Annotated in this window: 15 protein-coding genes; 3 read left to right on the top strand and 12 right to left on the bottom strand. The window is 67.8% G+C overall.

From position 1 onward, the window contains the following. Positions 1-140 precede the first annotated feature (140 nt). From ACEN2S_RS11460 to ACEN2S_RS11445, 4 genes are all read right to left on the bottom strand, one after another. Positions 141-728, bottom strand: coding sequence for a cytochrome b (locus ACEN2S_RS11460; RefSeq protein ID WP_441866288.1), 588 nt, complete (start codon positions 726-728; stop codon positions 141-143). 282 nt (positions 729-1,010) lie between these two features. After that, positions 1,011-1,904: an ABC transporter ATP-binding protein gene (locus ACEN2S_RS11455; RefSeq protein ID WP_441866287.1), complete on the bottom strand. Its 894-nt coding sequence runs from the start codon at positions 1,902-1,904 to the stop codon at positions 1,011-1,013. A 1-nt stretch (position 1,905) separates the two neighbouring features. Next, on the bottom strand, positions 1,906-2,958 hold the full coding sequence (locus ACEN2S_RS11450; protein WP_441866286.1) for a FecCD family ABC transporter permease: 1,053 nt from the start codon (positions 2,956-2,958) through the stop codon (positions 1,906-1,908). Continuing rightward, complete coding sequence (locus tag ACEN2S_RS11445) at positions 2,955-4,127, bottom strand: ABC transporter substrate-binding protein (RefSeq protein ID WP_441866285.1); 1,173 nt, start codon at positions 4,125-4,127, stop codon at positions 2,955-2,957. Before ACEN2S_RS11445 ends, ACEN2S_RS11450 begins: the two co-directional genes overlap by 4 nt. Before the next feature lie 135 nt (positions 4,128-4,262). Between ACEN2S_RS11445 and ACEN2S_RS11440 the strand changes: the two genes are divergently transcribed. Further along, positions 4,263-5,189 carry an alpha/beta hydrolase gene (locus tag ACEN2S_RS11440; protein WP_441866284.1) on the top strand — a complete coding sequence of 309 codons (927 nt, stop codon included), beginning with the start codon at positions 4,263-4,265 and terminating at the stop codon, positions 5,187-5,189. Positions 5,190-5,229: 40 nt separating this feature from the next. Here the strand turns inward: ACEN2S_RS11440 and ACEN2S_RS11435 are convergent, their stop codons facing one another. Genes ACEN2S_RS11435 through ACEN2S_RS11425 form a run of 3 tightly spaced genes read right to left on the bottom strand, consistent with a single transcriptional unit; the run spans position 5,230 to position 11,040 of the window. Next, positions 5,230-9,135, bottom strand: coding sequence for an amino acid adenylation domain-containing protein (locus ACEN2S_RS11435; protein WP_441866283.1), 3,906 nt, complete (start codon positions 9,133-9,135; stop codon positions 5,230-5,232). Between the two features lies 1 nt (position 9,136). Continuing rightward, complete coding sequence (locus ACEN2S_RS11430; protein WP_441866282.1) at positions 9,137-9,385, bottom strand: phosphopantetheine-binding protein; 249 nt, start codon at positions 9,383-9,385, stop codon at positions 9,137-9,139. Then, on the bottom strand, positions 9,382-11,040 hold the full coding sequence (locus tag ACEN2S_RS11425; protein ID WP_441866281.1) for a (2,3-dihydroxybenzoyl)adenylate synthase: 1,659 nt from the start codon (positions 11,038-11,040) through the stop codon (positions 9,382-9,384). Before ACEN2S_RS11425 ends, ACEN2S_RS11430 begins: the two co-directional genes overlap by 4 nt. Positions 11,041-11,395: 355 nt before the next feature. Between ACEN2S_RS11425 and ACEN2S_RS11420 the strand changes: the two genes are divergently transcribed. Further along, on the top strand, positions 11,396-11,746 hold the full coding sequence (locus ACEN2S_RS11420) for an AbrB family transcriptional regulator (protein WP_441866280.1): 351 nt from the start codon (positions 11,396-11,398) through the stop codon (positions 11,744-11,746). A gap of 62 nt (positions 11,747-11,808) precedes the next feature. Here the strand turns inward: ACEN2S_RS11420 and ACEN2S_RS11415 are convergent, their stop codons facing one another. Next, entirely contained in the window at positions 11,809-14,883 is a 3,075-nt protein-coding gene (locus ACEN2S_RS11415; protein ID WP_441866279.1) for an ATP-binding protein, read from the bottom strand. Positions 14,884-14,972: 89 nt separating this feature from the next. Continuing rightward, entirely contained in the window at positions 14,973-15,599 is a 627-nt protein-coding gene (locus tag ACEN2S_RS11410) for an oxidoreductase (RefSeq protein WP_441866278.1), read from the bottom strand. A gap of 268 nt (positions 15,600-15,867) precedes the next feature. Between ACEN2S_RS11410 and ACEN2S_RS11405 the strand changes: the two genes are divergently transcribed. Next, a complete protein-coding gene (locus ACEN2S_RS11405; protein ID WP_441866277.1) occupies positions 15,868-16,497 on the top strand; it encodes a response regulator in 630 nt (209 codons plus the stop codon). 383 nt (positions 16,498-16,880) lie between these two features. Here ACEN2S_RS11405 and ACEN2S_RS11400 read toward each other — a convergent pair whose 3' ends face one another. From ACEN2S_RS11400 to ACEN2S_RS11390, 3 genes are all read right to left on the bottom strand, one after another. Continuing rightward, a complete protein-coding gene (locus ACEN2S_RS11400; protein WP_441866276.1) occupies positions 16,881-17,078 on the bottom strand; it encodes a hypothetical protein in 198 nt (65 codons plus the stop codon). Continuing rightward, a complete protein-coding gene (locus ACEN2S_RS11395; protein WP_441866275.1) occupies positions 17,071-17,706 on the bottom strand; it encodes a hypothetical protein in 636 nt (211 codons plus the stop codon). Before ACEN2S_RS11395 ends, ACEN2S_RS11400 begins: the two co-directional genes overlap by 8 nt. A 403-nt stretch (positions 17,707-18,109) precedes the next feature. After that, entirely contained in the window at positions 18,110-18,367 is a 258-nt protein-coding gene (locus tag ACEN2S_RS11390) for a hypothetical protein (RefSeq protein ID WP_441866274.1), read from the bottom strand. Positions 18,368-18,748 lie beyond the last annotated feature (381 nt).

Here is an 18,748-nt window from a genome sequence, read left to right as displayed (position 1 = left end):
AGATTCCTTATAAAAACAGTCAATTAAAAGAAAACCCGCCCGGCGATGGCGCGGGGCGGGTATGGCGGCGCGCAAGGGGGCGGGCAGGCTTCGCGGCGGCGTGCCGCCGCCACCGGGGACAATCGCGGGGTCTGGGCGAATCACACGCGGGCACGGAACCGGCCCGCCATGCGGGTCAGCGTGCCGTCGCGCCACAGCGCCTGATGCAGCAGCGCCATCGCGATATGGCCGCCGACCAGCGCACAAAGCGTCCATGCGAGGGTGCCGTGCAGCAGTTGCCCGGCGGTGACCATCCACTCGACCGGCGCCCCCCCGGCGGGAAACAGCGTGATGCCAAACACCGAAAACGCCCGCTCGGACCCATAGGCGCGCAGCAGCGCGAGGGCGGGGATGACCAGCATCAGGAGATAGAGCGCCGCATGGCCCGCCCGCGCGGCAAGGCCCGCCAGCCCCGCCGCCTGCGCCGGACGACGGTGGCGCATGGCCAGCGCCCAGCCGATCCGCGCGAGGATGAGGAGGAACAGCAGCACCCCCACCGGCGCGTGCAGGCTGACAAAGAACCCGGCCAGCGGCACGCGGCCCAGCGTCAGCTTCAAGGTCATCCCGAGGAATTGCCACAGGATCAGCGCCGCCATCCCCCAATGCAGAAAGCGGCTGATCAGGCCATAGCGTTCGGGCGTGTCGCGCCACAGGACGGGGGCGATGCGGGCGGCGGTGGGGGAAGTCATGGGTTTCTCCTGTGTAACATTGCGCGGGGGGAGCCGCGCGGGAACCTTCGGGGGTGCCCCGAAGGGCGGGCACCGGGGGGAAGCGCGGTGCGGGTCTGGTGAGGCAAGGGGCGCGCGCCGGGGCAAACGGCCCTTGCCAAGACGGCGGCTCTGCTCACTCTGCCTTGGCCTGGTCCTTCTCTGCCCGGTGCCGACCGCGGCGCGGGATCCCGCGCGGTATCCAGCCCGCGATCCGCCTCAGCCGCGCTCTGTCCGCTGCCTCAGGCAAGGCTGACCCCTGCCTCATGCTACCCCATCCACCATCACCATCAGCCGTCCGGCGCTGCATTGCTCGACCCGCGCCGCGATGCCATAGACGTGGCTGAGGATCTCGGGCTGCAGTACCTCTCGCGGCGGGCCATCGGCGGCGATCCGGCCGCCGGTCATCAGGATGATCCGGTCGGCCCATTGCGCCGCCAGTGCCAGATCATGCAGCACCGCCACCACGATGCGCCCCTCCTGTGCCAGACGCCGGGCCTCGGACATCAGCTGATATTGCCGCGCGAGGTCGAGGGCGCTTGTCGGCTCATCCAGCAGCAACAGCTGCGGGTCGCGAATGATTGCCTGCGCCAGTCCCACCGCCTGCCGTTGCCCGCCCGAGAGCGCGCCGAGCGGTGCCAGCGCCAGATCGGCGATGCCCAGCCGCGCGAGGGTGGCGAGGGCATGCTCGGCACCCCGCCCGCCGGGGCCACCGGGCGCGCCATGCCGCGCCATGCCGCCGCCCCCCGCATGCAGCGCGGCCAGCAGGCTTTCCAGCACCGAGAGCGTGGTGGTGCTGTGCAGGTTCTGCGGCATGAAGCCGATGGCGGCGGCGCGCGCGGGCCGGGGCAGTCGGGCCAGATCCTGCCCGATCCGCTCTTGCCCTATCCGCTCTGGGCCCTCAGGGTCGGTGTCCACATGGTCATGCCCGGCGGCCTCTGTGCCAAAAAGCGTCAGCCGCCCCTGATAGGGGATCAGCTGCGCCATCGCCCGCAACAGTGTTGATTTCCCGGCGGCATTCGGCCCAGCCAGCACGGTCACCGCCCCGGCGCGCAGGGGCGGCAGGCTCAGCCCGTCAATCACCTGACGGGCCCCGAGACTGACGCGCAGGTTCTCAATGTGGAGTTCGGGGCGCAGAACGGCGCGCAGAACGGTCATCTCAGACACCCCGCCGCAGGATCAGCGCAAAGAACACCGGCAGCCCGATCAGCGAGGTGACAAGGCCGACGGGCAGCAAGATGCCCGGCACCACCAGCTTGCTCAGCACCGAGGCGACCGACATCAGCAGCGCGCCGGTCAGCACGCTGGCGGGCAGGAGAAATCGGTGATCCTCGCCCACTGCCATCCGCGCGATATGCGGACCCGCAAGGCCGATGAACCCGACCACCCCCACCATCGACACCGCCGCCGCCGCCAAAAGGCTCACGCGCAACAGCGCCCAGCGGCGCAGCCCGGCCACATCGACGCCAAACCCCCGCGCCTGTTCAGCCCCCAGCCGCAGCGCGGTCAGCGCCCAGGCAGCGCGGAGCGAGAAGGGCAAACAGGCCGCCAACACCAGCGCCATCACCGCCACCCCCTGCCAGCGGACATTGGCGAGGCTGCCCATTGTCCAGAACACCAGCTGTTGCAGCGCATCCGCCGAGGCCACGAATTGCACGAGCGCCAAAAGGGCACCGGCGGTGAAATTCAGCGCGATCCCGAGGAGGATGATCACCTCGGCCCCGCCGCCCCGCCGCATCGAGACCAGTTGCAACAGCGCCAGCGCCGCCATCGCAAAGAGGAACGCATTGGCCGAAACGCTCCAGACACCCGGCAAAAACGGCAGTGAGAGGCCGAGCACAATCGCCAGCCCCGCCCCCAAAGCCGCCGCCGCCGAGACGCCGAGGGTAAAGGGCTCGGCCAGCGGGTTTTCCAGCACGGTCTGCATCTCGGCCCCCGCGAGTGACAGCGCCGCCCCCACCAACAGCGCCATCACCGCCACCGGCAGCCGCACCTGCCAGACGATCACCATCGTGCCACGCGCCACCCCGTCTTGCCGCATCAGCGCGGCAAAAGTGTCGCGCAGGGGCAGGCCGGAGGGACCGCTCGTCAGATCCGCGATCAGCGCCAGCAGCGCGCCGAGGCCCAGAAGCAGCACCAACCGCCAGCGGCGGCGGTTCTGCCGGGCGTGGCGGTGCAGCGTTTCGGTGAGGGGGAGGGAAAGCAGGCTCACGGTGCGGCATCCGCCTTGGCCGCCGTCACCCACCAGCTGCCCGGCACCGAGACCGGGGCAAAGCGGGTCTGAATCTCAGCCAGCGTCGCGGCGGGATCGAGATCGGCGAAGAGGTCGGGGTGAAAAGCCTTGGCCATGTATTCGATCAGCGCGATATGCACGGGGGAATCGTTGAACAGATGCCAGAACCCCGCCGCATGTCCGGTTTCCACCGCCCGCAGGCTGGAAAAACCGGGGGCGGCGATCAGCTTGGCAAAGGTCTCCCCGGCGGTGGCTTCGGCGATGCCCGGGCCGAGCACCAGCCCGCCGCGTGCCGCCAGATGCTCGCCCCCCGTCGCGAGGTAAAAGTCGGGGTCGGCGGCGATCACATGCTCAAGGCTGACATTGCCCAGCGCGCCGGGCACGCTGTCCTTGCCGATGTTATAGCCGCCCGCCGCGGCGATGAAATCCTGAAACACACCGGTGCCCACGGTGGCGCAGCAGCCGTCTGCCACCGCATGCACATGGAGGAACACCCGCGGTTTCGGCGGGTTGGCAGCGGCAAGGCGGCTCTGGATCGTCTCCAGATGCCCCTCATAGAACTGCGCAAAGGCCTCGGCCCGGTCCGCGGCCCCGGTCAGTTTCCCCAACAGCCGCAGGCTGGGCATGGCGTTTTCCAGCGGATGGCTGAAAAAATCCACAAAGGCCACCGAAATGCCCGCCGAGGCCAGCTGCGCCAGCGCGGGCTGCATCTTGGGGTCTTCGGCATCCATCAGCGACAAGAGCACAAGGTCCGGTTCCAGCGCGATGATGCTTTCGACCGAGAGGCTGCGGTTGCCCGCCCCCACCGGGGCAATCGCATCAATCGCCGGGAATTTCGCGCGATAGGCGGCGAGGGTGGCGGGCTCGAGCGGTTTGTCCAGCCGCCAGCCGACCACCAGGCTGACCGGATCGGGCTGGATCAGCCCCAGCACGGTCAGATGCCGCCCCTCGCCCAGCACGATGCGGCGCGCAGGCGCGGGCAGATGGACCTCGCGCCCGGTGATATCGGTCGCGGTAATCTCGGTGCCGCCGGTGTCGGCCGCCGCCATCCGGGGCAGGGCCGCCAGCAGCGCCAGTCCGAGCACCATCGCCGTCAGCACCCCGCGCAGCGGCAGCAGGCGGGCAGAACGGGAGGGGAGGCGGGCCATGGGGCATCCTTTCGGCGGTGTCAGCGGTGGTGTCAGCGGTGGCGGGCGCGGGCGGTCGGCAGCGTGGCGCCGGGGGTGCTTTTGCCGCAAAGGAATTAAGTTGACAATAATTGTCAATTAAAAAAGAAACGCAGCATGACCGGCCCCGTTGAGGAAAAGCAGATGTCCCGCCCGCGCCTTCCGCCCGAAATCCCTGTGGGCCAAAGCGCCGTTGCGGCTGCGGGGGCGGCGCAGGCGGCGGCGCGGCTGGTCGCGGATCCGCCCGCCAGTCACAGCGTTGTGACGCGGATCCTGCCGCGCGCGACCTGCGGCGAGAGCCTGCCGGGCGGTCCCGCCTACCGCTTGTTTCTGGCGGTGCCGCATCGGGCGGCCCCTGCGGCGGGGGCGCCGATTCTCTATATGCTCGACGGCAATGCGGCCTTTGCGGCGCTGACGCCCGCCCTCTTGGCGGCGGTGCCGGGGCTGGTGGTGGCGGGCATCGGCTATGACATGGAGGCCGCCTTTGCCCGGGGGCCGCGCAACCTTGATTACACGCCCGCCGCGCCGGGCGTGCCGCCTTTTCCCGATCCGGTGCAACCCGCGCATCTGGCGGGCGGGGCGGCGGTGTTTCTTGACCGGCTCTGCGGGCCGATCCGGGCCGGGGCCGAGGCGGATCTCCGGATTGATCCGGCGCGGCGGATGCTCTGGGGCCACAGTTTCGGTGGGCTTTGCACGCTCACGGCACTGCTGACGCGGCCGGAGGCATTCGCGCGGTATGGCATCATCAGCCCATCGGTCTGGTGGGATCCGGCGCGGATCGCGGCGCTGGAGGCGGCGGCAGCTTTCGACGCGGCGGATCCGAAAAGGGTCTATCTGGCGGTGGGGGAATGCGAAAAGCACCGGGGAAGCCCGGCGCCTGCCGCCGGGGCCGCGTCCGGCCCGCCGCCGCTGACCATGGCGCTGGCCGGGCGCCTTGCCGCGCGGCCCGGGCTGGCGCTGACCTGCGCGGTTCTGGCGGGGGCCGTGCATATCGACAGCCTCGCGCAGTCGCTGCCCGGCAGTCTGGCGCTGGCGGCAGGCTGATCAGCCCGCCGCCGCGTTGGTCGCCACCTGAGCCGCCATCTCAGCCGTCGGCTTCAGCCTCTGCCATGCGCCGGGCGAGGGCGGGGGCCAGACGGGCGCAGGCCTCGGGCGAAACCATGCCCGCATGCAGCACCGGCAGGCCCATCGCCTCGACCTCAGCCGCATAGGGCGCCCAGAGTGCTGCGGTCAGATCGCGCCCGGCGTGGTCCAGATCGGCGCGGATATGGGTCAGCCTGCCGTCGTAGCGCGCGTGGTGATGCTGCCGCACCAGCCGGTTGCTGCCCGTCACCACTCTCACCACCCCGTCGAGCACCGTCTCGGGCAGCGCCCCTAGCGCGGTGCCGCTCTGCCGCAAGAACCCCACCACCGCCGCGCGGCTGTCGAGTTCGGGATGCGCCTCCGGGTCATGCCCCGCGATGGCCAGCAGCGCGCGGAGGGCACGGGCGGGGCCCGGCTCCGGCTCATCACGCCAGACATCGGCGGGATAGGCATCGAGCAGCGCCAAAAGCCCCACTTGCCGCCCGAGGGCGCGCAGCCGCACCGCCACCGCCTGCGCCAGAATGCCGCCCACCGACCAGCCCGCCAGATGCAAGATCCCTTCCGGGAAAGCCCCGGTCAGGCGGTGGGCATAATCCTCGGCCAGCGTTTCGATGCTCGCGGGCAGATCGCCCCCCTCCTGCAAGAGCGGGGCCTGCAGCGTCCAGACCGCGCGGCCGGGCAGCGCCTGCGCCAGCCCGCGATAACACCAGCCAAGCCCCCCCGCCGGGTGGATCAGCACCAGCGGTGCGCCCGCCGTCTCTGGTGAGAGCGGCATCAGCGGGGCAAGGCCGGAGGCTGCGGCCTCGCCCGCCGCCAGTACCGCCGCGAGCCCCGCCACCGTGGGGCGTTCAAAGAGACTGCCAAGGCCGGGATCGCGGCCAAAGACCTCTTCGATCCGCAGCATCAGCCGCAGCGCCAGCAGGCTGTCGCCGCCGAGCGCGAAGAAATCCGCGCTGCGGTGGGGCGGGGCAGCAAGGCCCAGCGTCTCGGCGAAAAGATCGGCCAATTGCTGCTCGGTCGCGCCCTCGGGCGGCGCGCCCGTGCCCTCGTCAAAGACCGGGGCGGGCAGGGCCCGGCGCTCCAGCTTGCCATTGGGCGAGAGGGGCAGCGCGCCCAGCAGCACCTGCGCTGCCGGGATCATATGGCCGGGCAGGCTGGCGGTGAGGCGGGTGGCGAAGGCCTCGGGCGAAAAGCCCGGACCCGGCACGAGATAGGCCACCAGCTTGCGGTCGCCCGCGCGGTCCTCGCGCGCCACAACCACCGTGTCGCGCACAAGGCCGGTGGCGAGGATCGCCGCTTCAATCTCGCCCAGCTCAATGCGGATGCCGCGGATCTTCACCTGATGATCGTTGCGGCCAAGGTAGACCACCGCGCCATCGGGCCGCCAGCGCGCCAGATCGCCGGTGGCATAGATCCGGTCGCCCGGGCGGAACGGATCGGGCAAAAACCGCTCTGCGGTCAGATCGTCGCGCCCCAGATAGCCACGCGCGAGCTGTACCCCGCCGAGGTACAGCTGCCCCGCCACGCCGGGCGGCACCGGGCGCATCTGCGCATCGAGCACATAAAGCCTTGTGTTCCAGACCGGCCAGCCGATCGGCAGCGGCGCGCTGACATCCTCCGGCGTCGCGGGCCAGTAGGAGACATCCACCGCCGCCTCGGTCGGGCCGTAGAGGTTGTGCAGCTCGGCCGTCAGCCGCGCGTGGAAGCGGGCGCGGTGGTCGGCGGTCAGCTCTTCGCCCGAGCAGAAGACGCGGGTGAGGCGCAGCCCCGCCGAGCCGGGGGCGGCGAGGAAGGCCGAGAGCATCGAGGGCACGAAATGCAGCGTGGTGATGCCTTCCTCGCGGATCAACCGGGCGATTTCCGCCGGATCGCGGTGCGCGCCGGGGGCGGCCAGCACGAGGCACGCACCGCAAAGGGCGGGCAAGAAGAACTCCCAGACCGAGACATCAAAGGTGGCCGGGGTCTTTTGCAGGATGCGGTCCTGCGCCGTGAACCCATAGTGATCGCGCATCCAAAGGAGGCGGTTCACGATGGCCTGATGCTCGATCATCACCCCTTTCGGCTCTCCGGTCGAGCCGGAGGTGTAGAGGACATATGCCAGATCCTGCGGCGTGGTGCCGGGGTCTGGCGCCGCCCCCTCCCGCGCCCAAAGATCGGGGGAGAGATGCGGGATATCCGTGCCCTCGATGGCAAAACCGGTGGCACAGAGGATGGCCACAGGTGCCGCGCGGTGGGCGAGCAGGGTGAGGCGTTCGGCGGGTGTTTCGGGGTCGAGCGGCAGATAGGCCCCGCCCGCCCGCAGCACCGCGATCAGCGCGACCGGGAGATGTTCCGAGCGGGGCAGCGCCACGGCGACCAGCTTGCCCGGACCCACACCCAGCGCCCGGAGCTCTGCGGCCAGGGCGGCGCTGCGGCGGTCCAGCTCGGCATAGGTCAGGGTGGTGGTGCCGAAGGTGACCGCTGGTGCGCTGGGCGTGGCGCGCATCTGCGCGGTGATCAGCTCGGTCAGCGTAACGGCGGGCAGCCGATGTTCGGTGGCGTTCAGGGTGAAGACATGCCGCTCGGCCTCTTCCGGCGTGGCGGTGGGGACATCAGCGAGGCTCTCGGCCACCGCGGCGCGGGTGAGAAAGGCGATGAGCCGGTCGGCATGCGCCTCGGTGGTTTCTGCGTCATAAAGGCGGGGGTTTGCGTCCACTTCCAGCAGCAGGCTGTGGGTAGCGTCGCCCCGGAAGGTCAGCGTGAGATCGTCCACCGCACCCGCGCCCAGAATGTGAAGATCGGCCTGCAAGCCGCTGAAAACCGGGGGCATGTCGAAGGGCTGCACATTGACCATGGGCCCATAGAGCCGCTGGTCGAGCGCGGTGCGCCCCAGATCCCGGCGCAGCTGCTCCGAGCGGTAGCGGCCATGTTTGCGCCCCTCGGCCAGACGCGCGGCATTGGCCGTCAGCACGACATCCAGCGGGGCGTCGGGCAGGGCCAGGCGCAGCGGCAGTACGTTCATCAGCATGGCGGGGACACGGGCGGCCTTGCTGCCCATCCGCGCCATATAGGGCACGCCGATGACCGGCTCTGTGGAACCCAGAAACCGCGCGACATAGGCGCCGGTGAGGGTGGTCAGAACATCGGGCCAGCCAAGGCCCAACGTTTGCGCGCGTGCCGTCAGGCTATGGCGCAGTTCGGCGGGCAGATCGCGGCGGGCGCGGTGATGGTGATGGGCGGTCAGCGCACGGCCCGGGACCGGGCCGGTGACATCGCCAAGTCCCGCCATTTCCGCCTGCCAGAAGGCCGCATCTTCGGCGCGGCGGGGGCTGTTGCGATAGGCGGCATCTTCGTCAAAAGCGCGCTCCAGCGGCGGGATCGGGCTGGGGGCGGGCTGGCCCTCCACCTGCGCGGAATAGAGCGCGCCGATGCGGTTGGTGATCAGCACCATCGCATAGCCATCCGTGGCCAGATGGTGAATGCGCTCATACCACAGATGCAGGGTCGGGCTGAGCCGGAAGAGGGTGAAGGCCGCCACGGGATCGGCGGCGAGATCGGTCGCGCGGGCCGTGTCAGCCTGCATCTGCGCGAGGGCCGTGGCCCGGGCCTCGGCCTCGCGCAGGGCGGTCAGATCCACCTCGCGCAGCGCAGGCAGCTCCGGGGCCAGCCACTGGCTGGGCACCCCGTCCCGCAGGCCAAAACGCAGGCGCAGGGCGGCGGTCTCGGCCAGCATCTGTGTCATGGCGGTGCGGAAGGCGGGCAGGTCGAGCGGCCCGGTCAGGGTGATATATTGCCCGGTGTTCAGGATCGGATTGGCCGGGTCCAGCGCCTGCGCGGTCCAGAGGCCCTGTTGCGCCTCGGTCAGGGGGCGGGGGCTGCCGTCCCATGTCGCGGGGGAGGGCGCGGCAAGACGCGGGTCCCGGGTCATCTCAGCCCTCCTGCCGGTGCTGTTCCACCGCCTGCCACCACTCGCCCAGGGTGGCGGATTCCGCGAAAATGCCGAAATCCATCTTCAGCCCGGCCTCTTGCCAGAGCAGCGTCAGGTTCATCAAGCGCAGCGAGTCGAGGCCGAGGTCCATGAGATTATCTTCCAGCCCCAGCTCTTCCGGGGCGAGGTCAATGGCGGTGGCAATGTCGGCGCGCATCCGGGCGAGGGTGAGGGGGGCGGTCAGGGTCATGCGACATCTCCGGTCATCAGGAATTGGTCCCGCAGGGCGGCGCGCAGGGCCTTGCGGCTGACCTTCCCCACGGCGGTGGTTTCAAAGGCGGGCAGGAAGACCACCTGATCGGGCACTTTGAACGCCGCAATGCCGCGCGCGCGCACAAATCCCTTCAGCGTGGCGGCCTTGGGCGGCTCGGCCCCCGGCATCGGCACCACAAAGGCGCAGATCCGCTCGCCCAGATAGGCATCGGGCACCGAGACCACGGCGGCGTCAAAGACGGCGGGATGCGCCAGCAGGTGATCCTCGACCTCCTCGGCCGAGATCTTTTCGCCCGCGCGGTTGATGTGATCGCTGGCGCGGCCCTGCACCTCAAGATAGCCGCCGGGCAGGCGGCGCACGATATCACCGGTGCGGTAATAGCCATCCGGCGTGAAGGAGCGCGCATTGGCGGTCGGCTCGTCGTGATAGGCGCTGATCGTATAGGGGCCGCGGGTCAGAAGATGTCCGGGCATGCCCTCGGGCACCGGCTCTCCGGCGTCATCAAGCACCAGAACCTCATCCTCGGGGCTGATCGGGCGGCCTTGCGTGCCGATGATGACCGCCTCCGGATCATTTAGGCGGGTGTAATTCACCAGCCCCTCGGCCATGCCAAACACCTGTTGCAGGGTGCAGCCCAGCACCGGGCGCACGCGTGCTGCCGCCTCCGGGGTGAATTTCGCGCCGCCCACCTGTAAGACCTGCAGGCTGGAGAGGTCATGCGCCGTGCCGGGGGCCGCCTGCAGCCACAGAAGGGCCAGGGGCGGCACGAGGCCGGTGATGGTGACCCTTTCCGCCGCGATCAGCGCGAAGGCGGTGTCGGGCGAGGGGTTCGGGGCCATCACCACCGTCGCGCATGCGCAGAGTGCACCCATGACGCCGGGGGAACTCATCGGGAAGTTATGTGCCACGGGCAGCGCGGCAAGGTAGATGCTGTCCGGGGTAAGGCCGCAGATCTCGGCGCTGGCACGGCAGGAATAGAGGTAATCGTCATGCGTGCGCGGGATCAGTTTGGGCAGGCCAGTGCTGCCGCCCGAGATTTGCAAAAACGCCACCGCAGCGGCGTCCACCGCCACCATCGGCAGCGGCGCCAAGGCGTCAAAGGCGCGGAGCGGGGTGAATTCCTCGGCCTCGCCCAGCACGACGACCTCGGTCAGATCCGGCAGTTCGGCGCGCAAAGCCCTCGCGAGGGGGCGATAGTCGAACCCTTCATGACGGTCGGCCACCACATAGGCGCGCGCGCCCGATTTGCGCGCCAGATGCGCGACCTCGGCCGCGCGATGCGCGGGCAGGGCGTAGACCGGCACAAGTCCCGCCCAAAAGAGGCCAAAGACCACCGACAGGAACTCGGCCCGGTTCGGCAGTTGCACCAGCACCCGGTCGCCGGGGCACAGCCCCAGGCCCGCAAAGCCTGCGGCGAGACGCTGTGCTTTCTCCAAAAGCTCGGCATAGCTCCAGCGCGTTTCACCTGCGATCACCGCCGGATGCGCGCCCTGGGCGGCGGCCACCCGGGCCAGCATCTGCGCAAAACTCTCGCCGCTCCAATAGCCAAGGGCGCGGTAGCGCGCGGCGCGGTCGGCGGGCCAGATCTGGCGGGGGGGCACAGTGGCGGCGGGCGGGCAGGTCTCGGTCATCGGGGCTCTCCGTCGGGTCCCTTCCTCGCGGCATCCGGGCCGGTCAGGGCGGGCAAAGGGGCTTGTCGAGTAAAACAGTCAACTTTTGACCCCTGAGGTACATCGGCGCAGACCGCCTGTCCAGATGCAGAAATGCCCCGTCCGGGGGGGCAGAGCGCAGGGGCGGGGCAGAAGCTTGCGCCGGGACAATGTTAACTGCCGTAAGCACCCTGATATTTGCGTTTATTTATGGCGTGTTGCGGGAGTTTCTGGCGATTCTGTTGCCCGCGCAGGCTCCCGAAACTGTGAGTGGTGAGAGGGGCTATTCCGCGTCGTCACCGCGCTCGCGGCCGCGCAAGGCGCGCAGGCGGACCCGGTGCGCCGCCTCGATGTGCAGCCGCATTTCGACCTCGGCCCGCGCCCCGTCACCTGGCGCGAGCTGCGGCGGGTGGTGGCCTCGGGGGTGGTTTTCGTGCTGCTGATCGGGGCGCTGGCGGCGGGCCTTACCGAGCTGGTGGCGCTGAGGGACCTCGCGCGGCCGGTCGAGGGGTTCTTGGACTTTGCGCCGGGTGGGCAGGCCGAGATGACGGTGCTCGCCAGTGTCCCGGGGGCCGATCTGGGCTTTGTGGTTACGCATCACGTGATGCGGATGATCGTGGTGATCACCGTGGTGATCACGGGGGCGCCGATCGTGGAACGGCTGATGCGGATTCGCCGTGCGGCCTGAAAAAGCAGGGCCGCAGGTCAAAAAGGGGCCAGCGGGCCCCCTTTTTGTGGTCGGTTGTGGTCTCAGAGGCCGGTGCCCGCCTTGCGCGGCGCCGCAGCCGGGGCGCTGGGGGTGGCATCGCCCGGGTCGCCGACGGCAACCAAGGCCCAGTCGAGCGCGCGCCAGGCCGAGGTGAGCGAGGGCAGGTCCGGGATCAGATAGGCCGGACCATCGCGGCGCAGCACATCCTCGGCGGCGGCCAGACGGCGCGACAGGGTGACGCCGCCGAACAGCGCAGCCGCCCCCGCCAGCCGGTGCAGTTCACCTGCAATCTCAGCGCCTTGGGTGGGAAGCGCCTCATTCAGACGGCGCGCCAGACCCTCCATCGTGCCCCGGGCTTCGTCGCGGAAGCGGTTGGTCATTTCGAGGAAACGCTCCGGGCCCAGCAGGTCCATCGCTTCGTTCAGGACCTGAGTGTCCAGAACATTGCTGGCGGGCACAGTGGCCGCCAGGGGCGGAAAATCAGCGTCGGTTTGTTGAACAGGAGAGGCAGAATTCATCGGGAGTACCTCGTCAATCATTACAGGCTGGGGGGCCGTCACCGAGACAGAAACATGCGGATCTGCTGCCGCTTCAGCCCCGGCTACGGGAAGGGTTCCGGCAGATGCCGAAGGCGCGGCACCGTCCCCGCCCCCCTGGGCGGGAGACAAGGTCGCGGGCGATGCGGCCGATGCCGTTTGTTCGGCGTGCAAATCGTCGATCAAACAGCTGATTTCCAGATTTATACCGGCGATGCCCGATGCCGTTGCCGGGACAATCGGATCACCAAAGTCATTTTCCTCCATCTCATCAGCAGCAGATGGCGCAGAACCATCTGCGGCAGGGCCTGACCGCGCCGGCTCGGGATTGGTCGTGCTGCGCCGCAGCAGCATCGCATCCAGCCGGTCAAATGTCACGGGTTTTGGCATCATTTCGTCAAAGCCATGCGCCGCATATTCGGCCAGATCGCCATCCATCGCATGCGCCGTCACGCCGACGATCCAGGCCCGGTGCGAGGCACCGCCCGCGCGGATGCGGCGCGTGGCCTCCAGCCCGTCCATCTCGGGCATCGAGATGTCCATCAGGATCAGATCAAACGCCGTCACCCCGGCCATTTCCATCGCAATCCGGCCATTCTCGGCCAGCTGCGTCATATGCCCCATGCGCCGCATCATCTCATCCAGCACCAGCCGGTTGATCGGATTGTCCTCGGCAATCAGCACCGAGAGCGCCCGCACCGGCGCCACCAAAGGCCGCTCCAGCGCCTTTTCCGGAGCGGGGAGGCCCGGGATGGCCAGCTCGGGCGCCTCATCATCAAGTTCCTCCGGCACCACCGCCGCCACGTTCACTTCCGCGCCCGCCAGCACGGCCGCCTGGAAGTGGCAGGTGAACCAGAAGGTCGAACCCTTGCCCGGTTCGCTCTCGACGCCGATGCGGCCGCCCATCGCCTCGACCGCGCGCCGGGCAATGCCGAGGCCAAGCCCGGTGCCCTGCGCGGTGCGGGTGAACGTGTCGTCCATCGTCTCGAAATTCTCAAAGATCCGCTCTTGCTGATCGGGCGGAATCCCGATGCCGGTGTCGGCGACCTCGATGCGCAGGATCAGGTCATTCTCCTGCCGCTCGGCCAGCGTGGCCGAAATGGTGATCCGGCCGCCTTCGGTGAATTTCAGCGCATTGCCCATCAGGTTGAACAGCGCCCGGCCCAAAAGCCGCTTCATCCCCACCACCTGGCTGGGGATCTGCCCGACGGCGCTGTCGGGCAGGCGCAGCGCCAGATCATTGCCCTTGGCACGTGCCAGCGGGCGGCCCTGTTTCACGATCTCGCTCATCAGCGCCACGATGTCGAAACGCACCTCCGGTTCCAGCGGCATCCCGCTGTCCAGACGCGTCAGTTCGAGCACATCGCCGATCTGCTCCAGCGCGGTCGCCGAGCAGCTTTGCGCGATCGAGAGGAACCGCCGTTGGCGGCTGGACATTTGCGTCGTCCGCTCGATCACATCCAGCGCCGCCACCACGCCGTTCAGCGGCGTGCGCATCTCATGGCTCATCACCGCGAGGAAACGCGATTTCGCCTGTTCCGAGCGCAGAGCGCGGTCGCGCGCCTGTTTCAGCGTGTTCTCGATGCGCAACCGGTCCGAGACGTCGCGCACAAAGCCGATGAAAATCAGCGAGCCTTCGGAATTGCGGTCTGAAACGATGGCGGCTTCCACCGGAAATTCGGTGCCATCCTTGCGCATGGCGGTCAGCAGCACCCGGCCCCGGTTGGTCAGGCTGCCGGTGCCGGTGCGCATGAAGCGGGCCATGCCGCGCTTGTGCTCATCGCGGAACCGCTCGGGCATGAACAGCGTCCAGAGCGATTGCCCCAAAGCCTCGGTTTCGGAATAGCCAAAGATCTTGCGGGCGGCGGAGTTGTATTGCGTGACCAGCCCGGCGGCATCCGCCACGATCACCGCGTCGAGCGAGCTTTCGATGGTGGTGGTCAGGTTCGAGATCGCGCGCTCGGTCGCCGCCGTGCGCAGCCGCAGGTCGCGGTAAAGCCGCACCAGCGTCCAGGTGATCCCGGCCAGGATCAGGATCAGCACCATCGCCAGACCCCAGAACCGGCCCAGAAGCGAGCGGATCTGTTCGCGCTCGATCGCGGCATGGTCGATCTGCACCAGCAGCGCCGAGACCACAAAATCCCGGATCTTCTGATCGAGGGCCGAATTATGGGCGTACATTTGCGGCAGGCCCGCCCGCAGCACGGGGTTGGCGCTGTCGATGAGCGGGGTGTTGGACAGCAACGCCTCGCGCAATTCGGCCCAGATGTCGGTCAGATCCGACATCGGATGCACCGCATGGGTGTAATTGCCACCCGAAATCACCGAGATCCGGCTGTAGAGAATGTCATAGGTGCGCCGGACGTCATCCAGCCGGGGATCCTCAATCTTGTCGGGGTCCGGCGGATAGCTGATCGCCAGCTCAACCGCGTGCTGAAAGCGCAGATAATCCACTTCCATCTGGCTGATGATCCAGGTGGTATTGTCGGATTGTGCCGCGCGCAGCCGGTCAAGCTGGGTGTTGATCGCATGGGTATAGAGCGACATGCCGGAAATTGCGGCAGCCATCAGCACGATCATGGGCACCACCCAGATCGTGAGCAGAGTCAGACGGGGTTGCCGATGCGGCTCCGCAGTCTCCGGACGTCCGCGCAGGGAGGCGCGCGCACTCACGGTTGGCGGACGTGCAGGCTGGCCAATTGCCAGATCGACAGCGAATATACCTTCTCTGTCTCGTAATCGGCGCTGCTGTCATAGGGATACAGGACCCAGAGCGGGCCGTTGTCCCGCAGCGAAAACGTCTTGCCGTCGATCAGACGGGTGATGATCGGCGCGTCGGTGCCGATTTCGGCGGGCTCAAAATAGACCGCGTAGTCATTGGCGGCCTTGGCATCGACGATGCCCGGCCCCGCCCCCAGGGCCGCAAGCACGGTCGAGAGCGCCGGGCCCGAAAACTCATGCGCGCCCTCGGTCCAGTTGGTGGTCGTGGTGAAGCTGATCGCGGGCAGCGTCGCCAGCATCGCATCGTCAAACACCGCAGCGCCGTCCTGATTGGTCACGCTGATATCGCCGGTGACGGTCAGCACAATCGGCCCCGTGGGCAGCGGAAGGGCGGTCAGCGGGGCGATGGTTTCCTGTGCATGGAGCGGCGGGGTGAGCGCAACGGTCCCGAGGGCCGCCACCAGCGCAAGCGCCAGGCTGGCCGCCCGGTGCCCGATTGTCTGCTTGCCCATGCGGCGACGCGTAAGAGCCGTTCCGGCCAAATCGGCCGAACGGATCACAAATTCAGAAACCATGGATACAAATCCTTCGACCATACTACGCCTGAATACCCTATGGCCGCCGGGCAGGTCGAGGAATACCTCCAAAAGAATAGTGTTGGCGCAAACGTATTTTAATATATCTTTAAAGGATGGATGCGGACAATCTGCACAAGTCAAGGTTGCTTAGGGTTGGGAGAGGCGTCACAAAGGTGATGGCGTCCTCCGCTTATGAACGGGGACAAGCGGTTAGGCAATGCCCACAGGGGTTTGTGCCGCAAACAGAAGAAACGAGGCAGGGCGTATGACAGATACCCGCACGATGTCAGTGCTGATCGCGGACGATCACCAGCTTATCCGTGAGATGATCGCACATTACCTGCGCGAGCAACCCGAACTTGAAGTCGACATGAGTGAGAACCTCGATTCGGCTTTGCTGGCGATTGCGACGCGCGGCGGATATGACGTGGTGCTCCTGGATTATACGATGCCGGGCATGGCGGGGCTTGCCGGGGTGACCCGGGCGGTTGAGGCCAATGCCGGGCGGGCGGTCGTGCTCTTCTCGGGCAATGCCTCACGCGAGACGGTGGCGAGTGCGCTGGAAAACGGTGCGCGCGGCTTTATCCCGAAAACGCTTCCGGCCAAATCCCTGCTCAACGCGATCCGTTTTGTGCTGGCGGGCGAGATTTTCCTGCCGATGAGTTATATGACGGACCCCGAGCCGAATACCGCGCAATCGGGCTGGAGCCTGAGCCCGCAGGAAACCCGGGTGCTGAAAAAACTTTGCGAGGGTAAAACCAACAAAGAGATCGCGCGGGACCTGAACCTCTCGGAGGTGACGATTAAAATGTACATGCGCTCGATCTGCACGCGCCTGGGGGCGAAGAACCGCACCCATGCGGCGATGATTGCCAACCAACATTCGATCTGCTGAACGCACCTGCCGTTTTGCCTGAGCAATCCCCCGACACAGCTCTTGTGGCGGGGGATTTCTTTTGGGCAATCAACGCGCGCAACCTCGGGGGGCGGGAGGGGGCTTGATCGGGCGCCGTCGCAGGTGCCGCACTCCGGGAGCGATCCTCCGCCGCAGGCCGGGTGATCCGGCGCGCGGTTTCGCCATGCCGCGGCGCAAGGCTGCCGCATTGGCGCAGGCCGGTGATGCGGGAGGCGATGACGTGGAGGGCGATGACACGCTGGGCGATGAAAAGGGGCCGCAGATTGCTCTGCGGCCCTTGGAAGAGGATCTGCGCCGGGGGGTGTCACCCGCACTGCCATGCGGGCGGGCGCGGTCGGATCCACATCCAATCGGGATCGGCCCTAGGCCCCGCAGGCGCCTGCATGCTGCGGACGCCAAGCGGTGACGAGGTGTCCGACCAGGGGGCCATTCGGCCCGCTGATGGCGGCGATGCCGTTGCGCGGCTGGTCGACCAGCTCGCCCTGACACAGGCCGCGGCCGATGGCGATGGTGACCAGTGCGCTGGGGTGCAACTGTTCGGCGGTGATGGTGTCAGCCATGTGCGGCCTCCACCTCGGTCATCGTCGAGAGTTTGTCGGCCGCGCGGCGCGATTGCCAGACGAGGTTGTTCATCGCGGCTTCGTTCATGCCAAGCTCAAGCGCGGCCAGCGAGACGGGGCCGCGCAGGGTCACATCACACAGCGCCAGACGGTCGGTCGAGAAATCGTTGTTGGCAACGGTGGTCGAAACGCCGATCACCACAATTTCCGGCATCCGCGCGCGCAGGTCGCGCAGGCTGTCGGCGGTAGAGCCGCCCTCGGCCAGACCAAAACCGTCGAGGTCGACGATCAGCACCGACCATTTCGTGCGGTTGCGGGCCAGTTCGCGGGTGGCATGTTCCAGACGGCCCGAGGTGAAAACCTGCAGACCCATCGCGCGCAGCCAGCCGATTTGCGCCATCAGCGGATCCGCATCCATCGCGGCGATCATCACCGGGCGGGTGTCGGTGAAGGCGCTGGCGAACATCCGCGGGTAGCTGTCATAGACCGTCCAGCCGCCAATTTGCTCGGGCTTGCGGCCGAGGTTGCGCTTGACCTGCGGCAGCCCGGCGGGGCGCTCGGCGGACAGCGGTGCATTCGGGGTGCCGCCCGCGGTGGCGGTGCCCGGCAGCGGACGGGTCAGCAGCATGGGCGCAGCCGACGCGGTCTCGGTCCGGGCGGTGGTGGAAAACAACTTACTCGCGAGTCCAGAAAAAAAGTGGCGCAGGCCATCCCAATGCGAAAGTTCGTGCAAGGGAGAGGCCGCGCGGGGAGTATAGCTCTGGTCGGTCATGATATGTCCTGCTCTGTGCTCAGCCGTCATTCGTTTTTTATGTCTTGGGCCGTGTTCGCAGGGTCGCCGCCCTATCTTTTTTGGCCAGTAGCGGTTTTCCGCCTATGGTTAACAGTCTCACAACCACTGGTTTAAGGCACCTGTCCTTGGGGATGTGGATAAGTGCAAAAGTATAGTGCTGCGAATCGAAGGGATAGAGGCTTGACGAATCGATGGTAGCAAACCGTCGCTTGCCGCGGCTTTCGCGCGGTTATGCGGCTCAGCCCCGTGCCGGGAAGGCGATGACGTCACACAAGGGCTCGGCAAGGTCGGTTGCCGGTTCTGCCTCGGTCGAGACCACCAAAGGCGCGATCCGCTCGGCTGCCAGCGTCAGTTCTTCAACGACATCGGCAAGCTTGTTGCGTTCGGCATAGGCGATCATGTCAAACAGAACATAGGTCATCCAGCCATGCGAAGGCGTGCTCGTCGCGCCCGCCTGTGGCGGGGCCGAGCTTGGCGGGCGATTGGGGCCAGGCATCTTGCGTCCTTTTGTGTCGACCTTTGCGGTCTTTCTTACTGCTCAGTTACAGGGTCGCCTGTTCCTCAGGGTGGGGCAACGCTTCGCATGGGTGGTGTGGATGCCAAAGGCCCGGGGTCTGCCGCCTTATGGCAGATGCAGATGGGCGAAGGTCTGCCAATCCCTTCTTTCGGATGGGGTGCGGAAATCTGCGCAGACGTCGGCGACGGATCGCCGACACGGGTTTTGCCCCCGCCAAACGTCAAAAGCCCGCCGGGAGGGCGGGCGCATCGGCGGTGGAAGAATCGGTCGGAAAGGGAGGCCGGGCCCCGAAAGCGGTTGCCGCATCGGCGGGGCGCCGGTGGGGCGCGGGCCAATGGCGCGGGCGGGGCAGGGGGCCAG

The organism is Phaeovulum sp. W22_SRMD_FR3, from assembly GCF_052113705.1.
In the GTDB taxonomy this organism is placed as follows: domain Bacteria; phylum Pseudomonadota; class Alphaproteobacteria; order Rhodobacterales; family Rhodobacteraceae; genus JBGQOG01.
This window is presented reverse-complemented; position numbering and strand designations above follow the sequence as displayed.

What these genes read in the sequence shown, in the direction of transcription:
- ACEN2S_RS11455 (WP_441866287.1), bottom strand. Translation starts at nt 1,904, where the DNA reads ATGACCGTTCTGCGCGCCGTTCTGCGCCCCGAACTCCACATTGAGAAC.
- ACEN2S_RS11400 (WP_441866276.1), bottom strand. Translation starts at nt 17,078, where the DNA reads ATGGCTGACACCATCACCGCCGAACAGTTGCACCCCAGCGCACTGGTC.
- ACEN2S_RS11430 (WP_441866282.1), bottom strand. Translation starts at nt 9,385, where the DNA reads ATGACCCTGACCGCCCCCCTCACCCTCGCCCGGATGCGCGCCGACATT.
- ACEN2S_RS11435 (WP_441866283.1), bottom strand. Translation starts at nt 9,135, where the DNA reads ATGACCCGGGACCCGCGTCTTGCCGCGCCCTCCCCCGCGACATGGGAC.
- ACEN2S_RS11425 (WP_441866281.1), bottom strand. Translation starts at nt 11,040, where the DNA reads ATGACCGAGACCTGCCCGCCCGCCGCCACTGTGCCCCCCCGCCAGATC.
- ACEN2S_RS11415 (WP_441866279.1), bottom strand. Translation starts at nt 14,883, where the DNA reads ATGATCGTGCTGATGGCTGCCGCAATTTCCGGCATGTCGCTCTATACC.
- ACEN2S_RS11445 (WP_441866285.1), bottom strand. Translation starts at nt 4,127, where the DNA reads ATGGCCCGCCTCCCCTCCCGTTCTGCCCGCCTGCTGCCGCTGCGCGGG.
- ACEN2S_RS11410 (WP_441866278.1), bottom strand. Translation starts at nt 15,599, where the DNA reads ATGGTTTCTGAATTTGTGATCCGTTCGGCCGATTTGGCCGGAACGGCT.
- ACEN2S_RS11395 (WP_441866275.1), bottom strand. Translation starts at nt 17,706, where the DNA reads ATGCTGCTGACCCGTCCGCTGCCGGGCACCGCCACCGCGGGCGGCACC.
- ACEN2S_RS11390 (WP_441866274.1), bottom strand. Translation starts at nt 18,367, where the DNA reads ATGCCTGGCCCCAATCGCCCGCCAAGCTCGGCCCCGCCACAGGCGGGC.
- ACEN2S_RS11460 (WP_441866288.1), bottom strand. Translation starts at nt 728, where the DNA reads ATGACTTCCCCCACCGCCGCCCGCATCGCCCCCGTCCTGTGGCGCGAC.
- ACEN2S_RS11440 (WP_441866284.1), top strand. Translation starts at nt 4,263, where the DNA reads ATGACCGGCCCCGTTGAGGAAAAGCAGATGTCCCGCCCGCGCCTTCCG.
- ACEN2S_RS11405 (WP_441866277.1), top strand. Translation starts at nt 15,868, where the DNA reads ATGACAGATACCCGCACGATGTCAGTGCTGATCGCGGACGATCACCAG.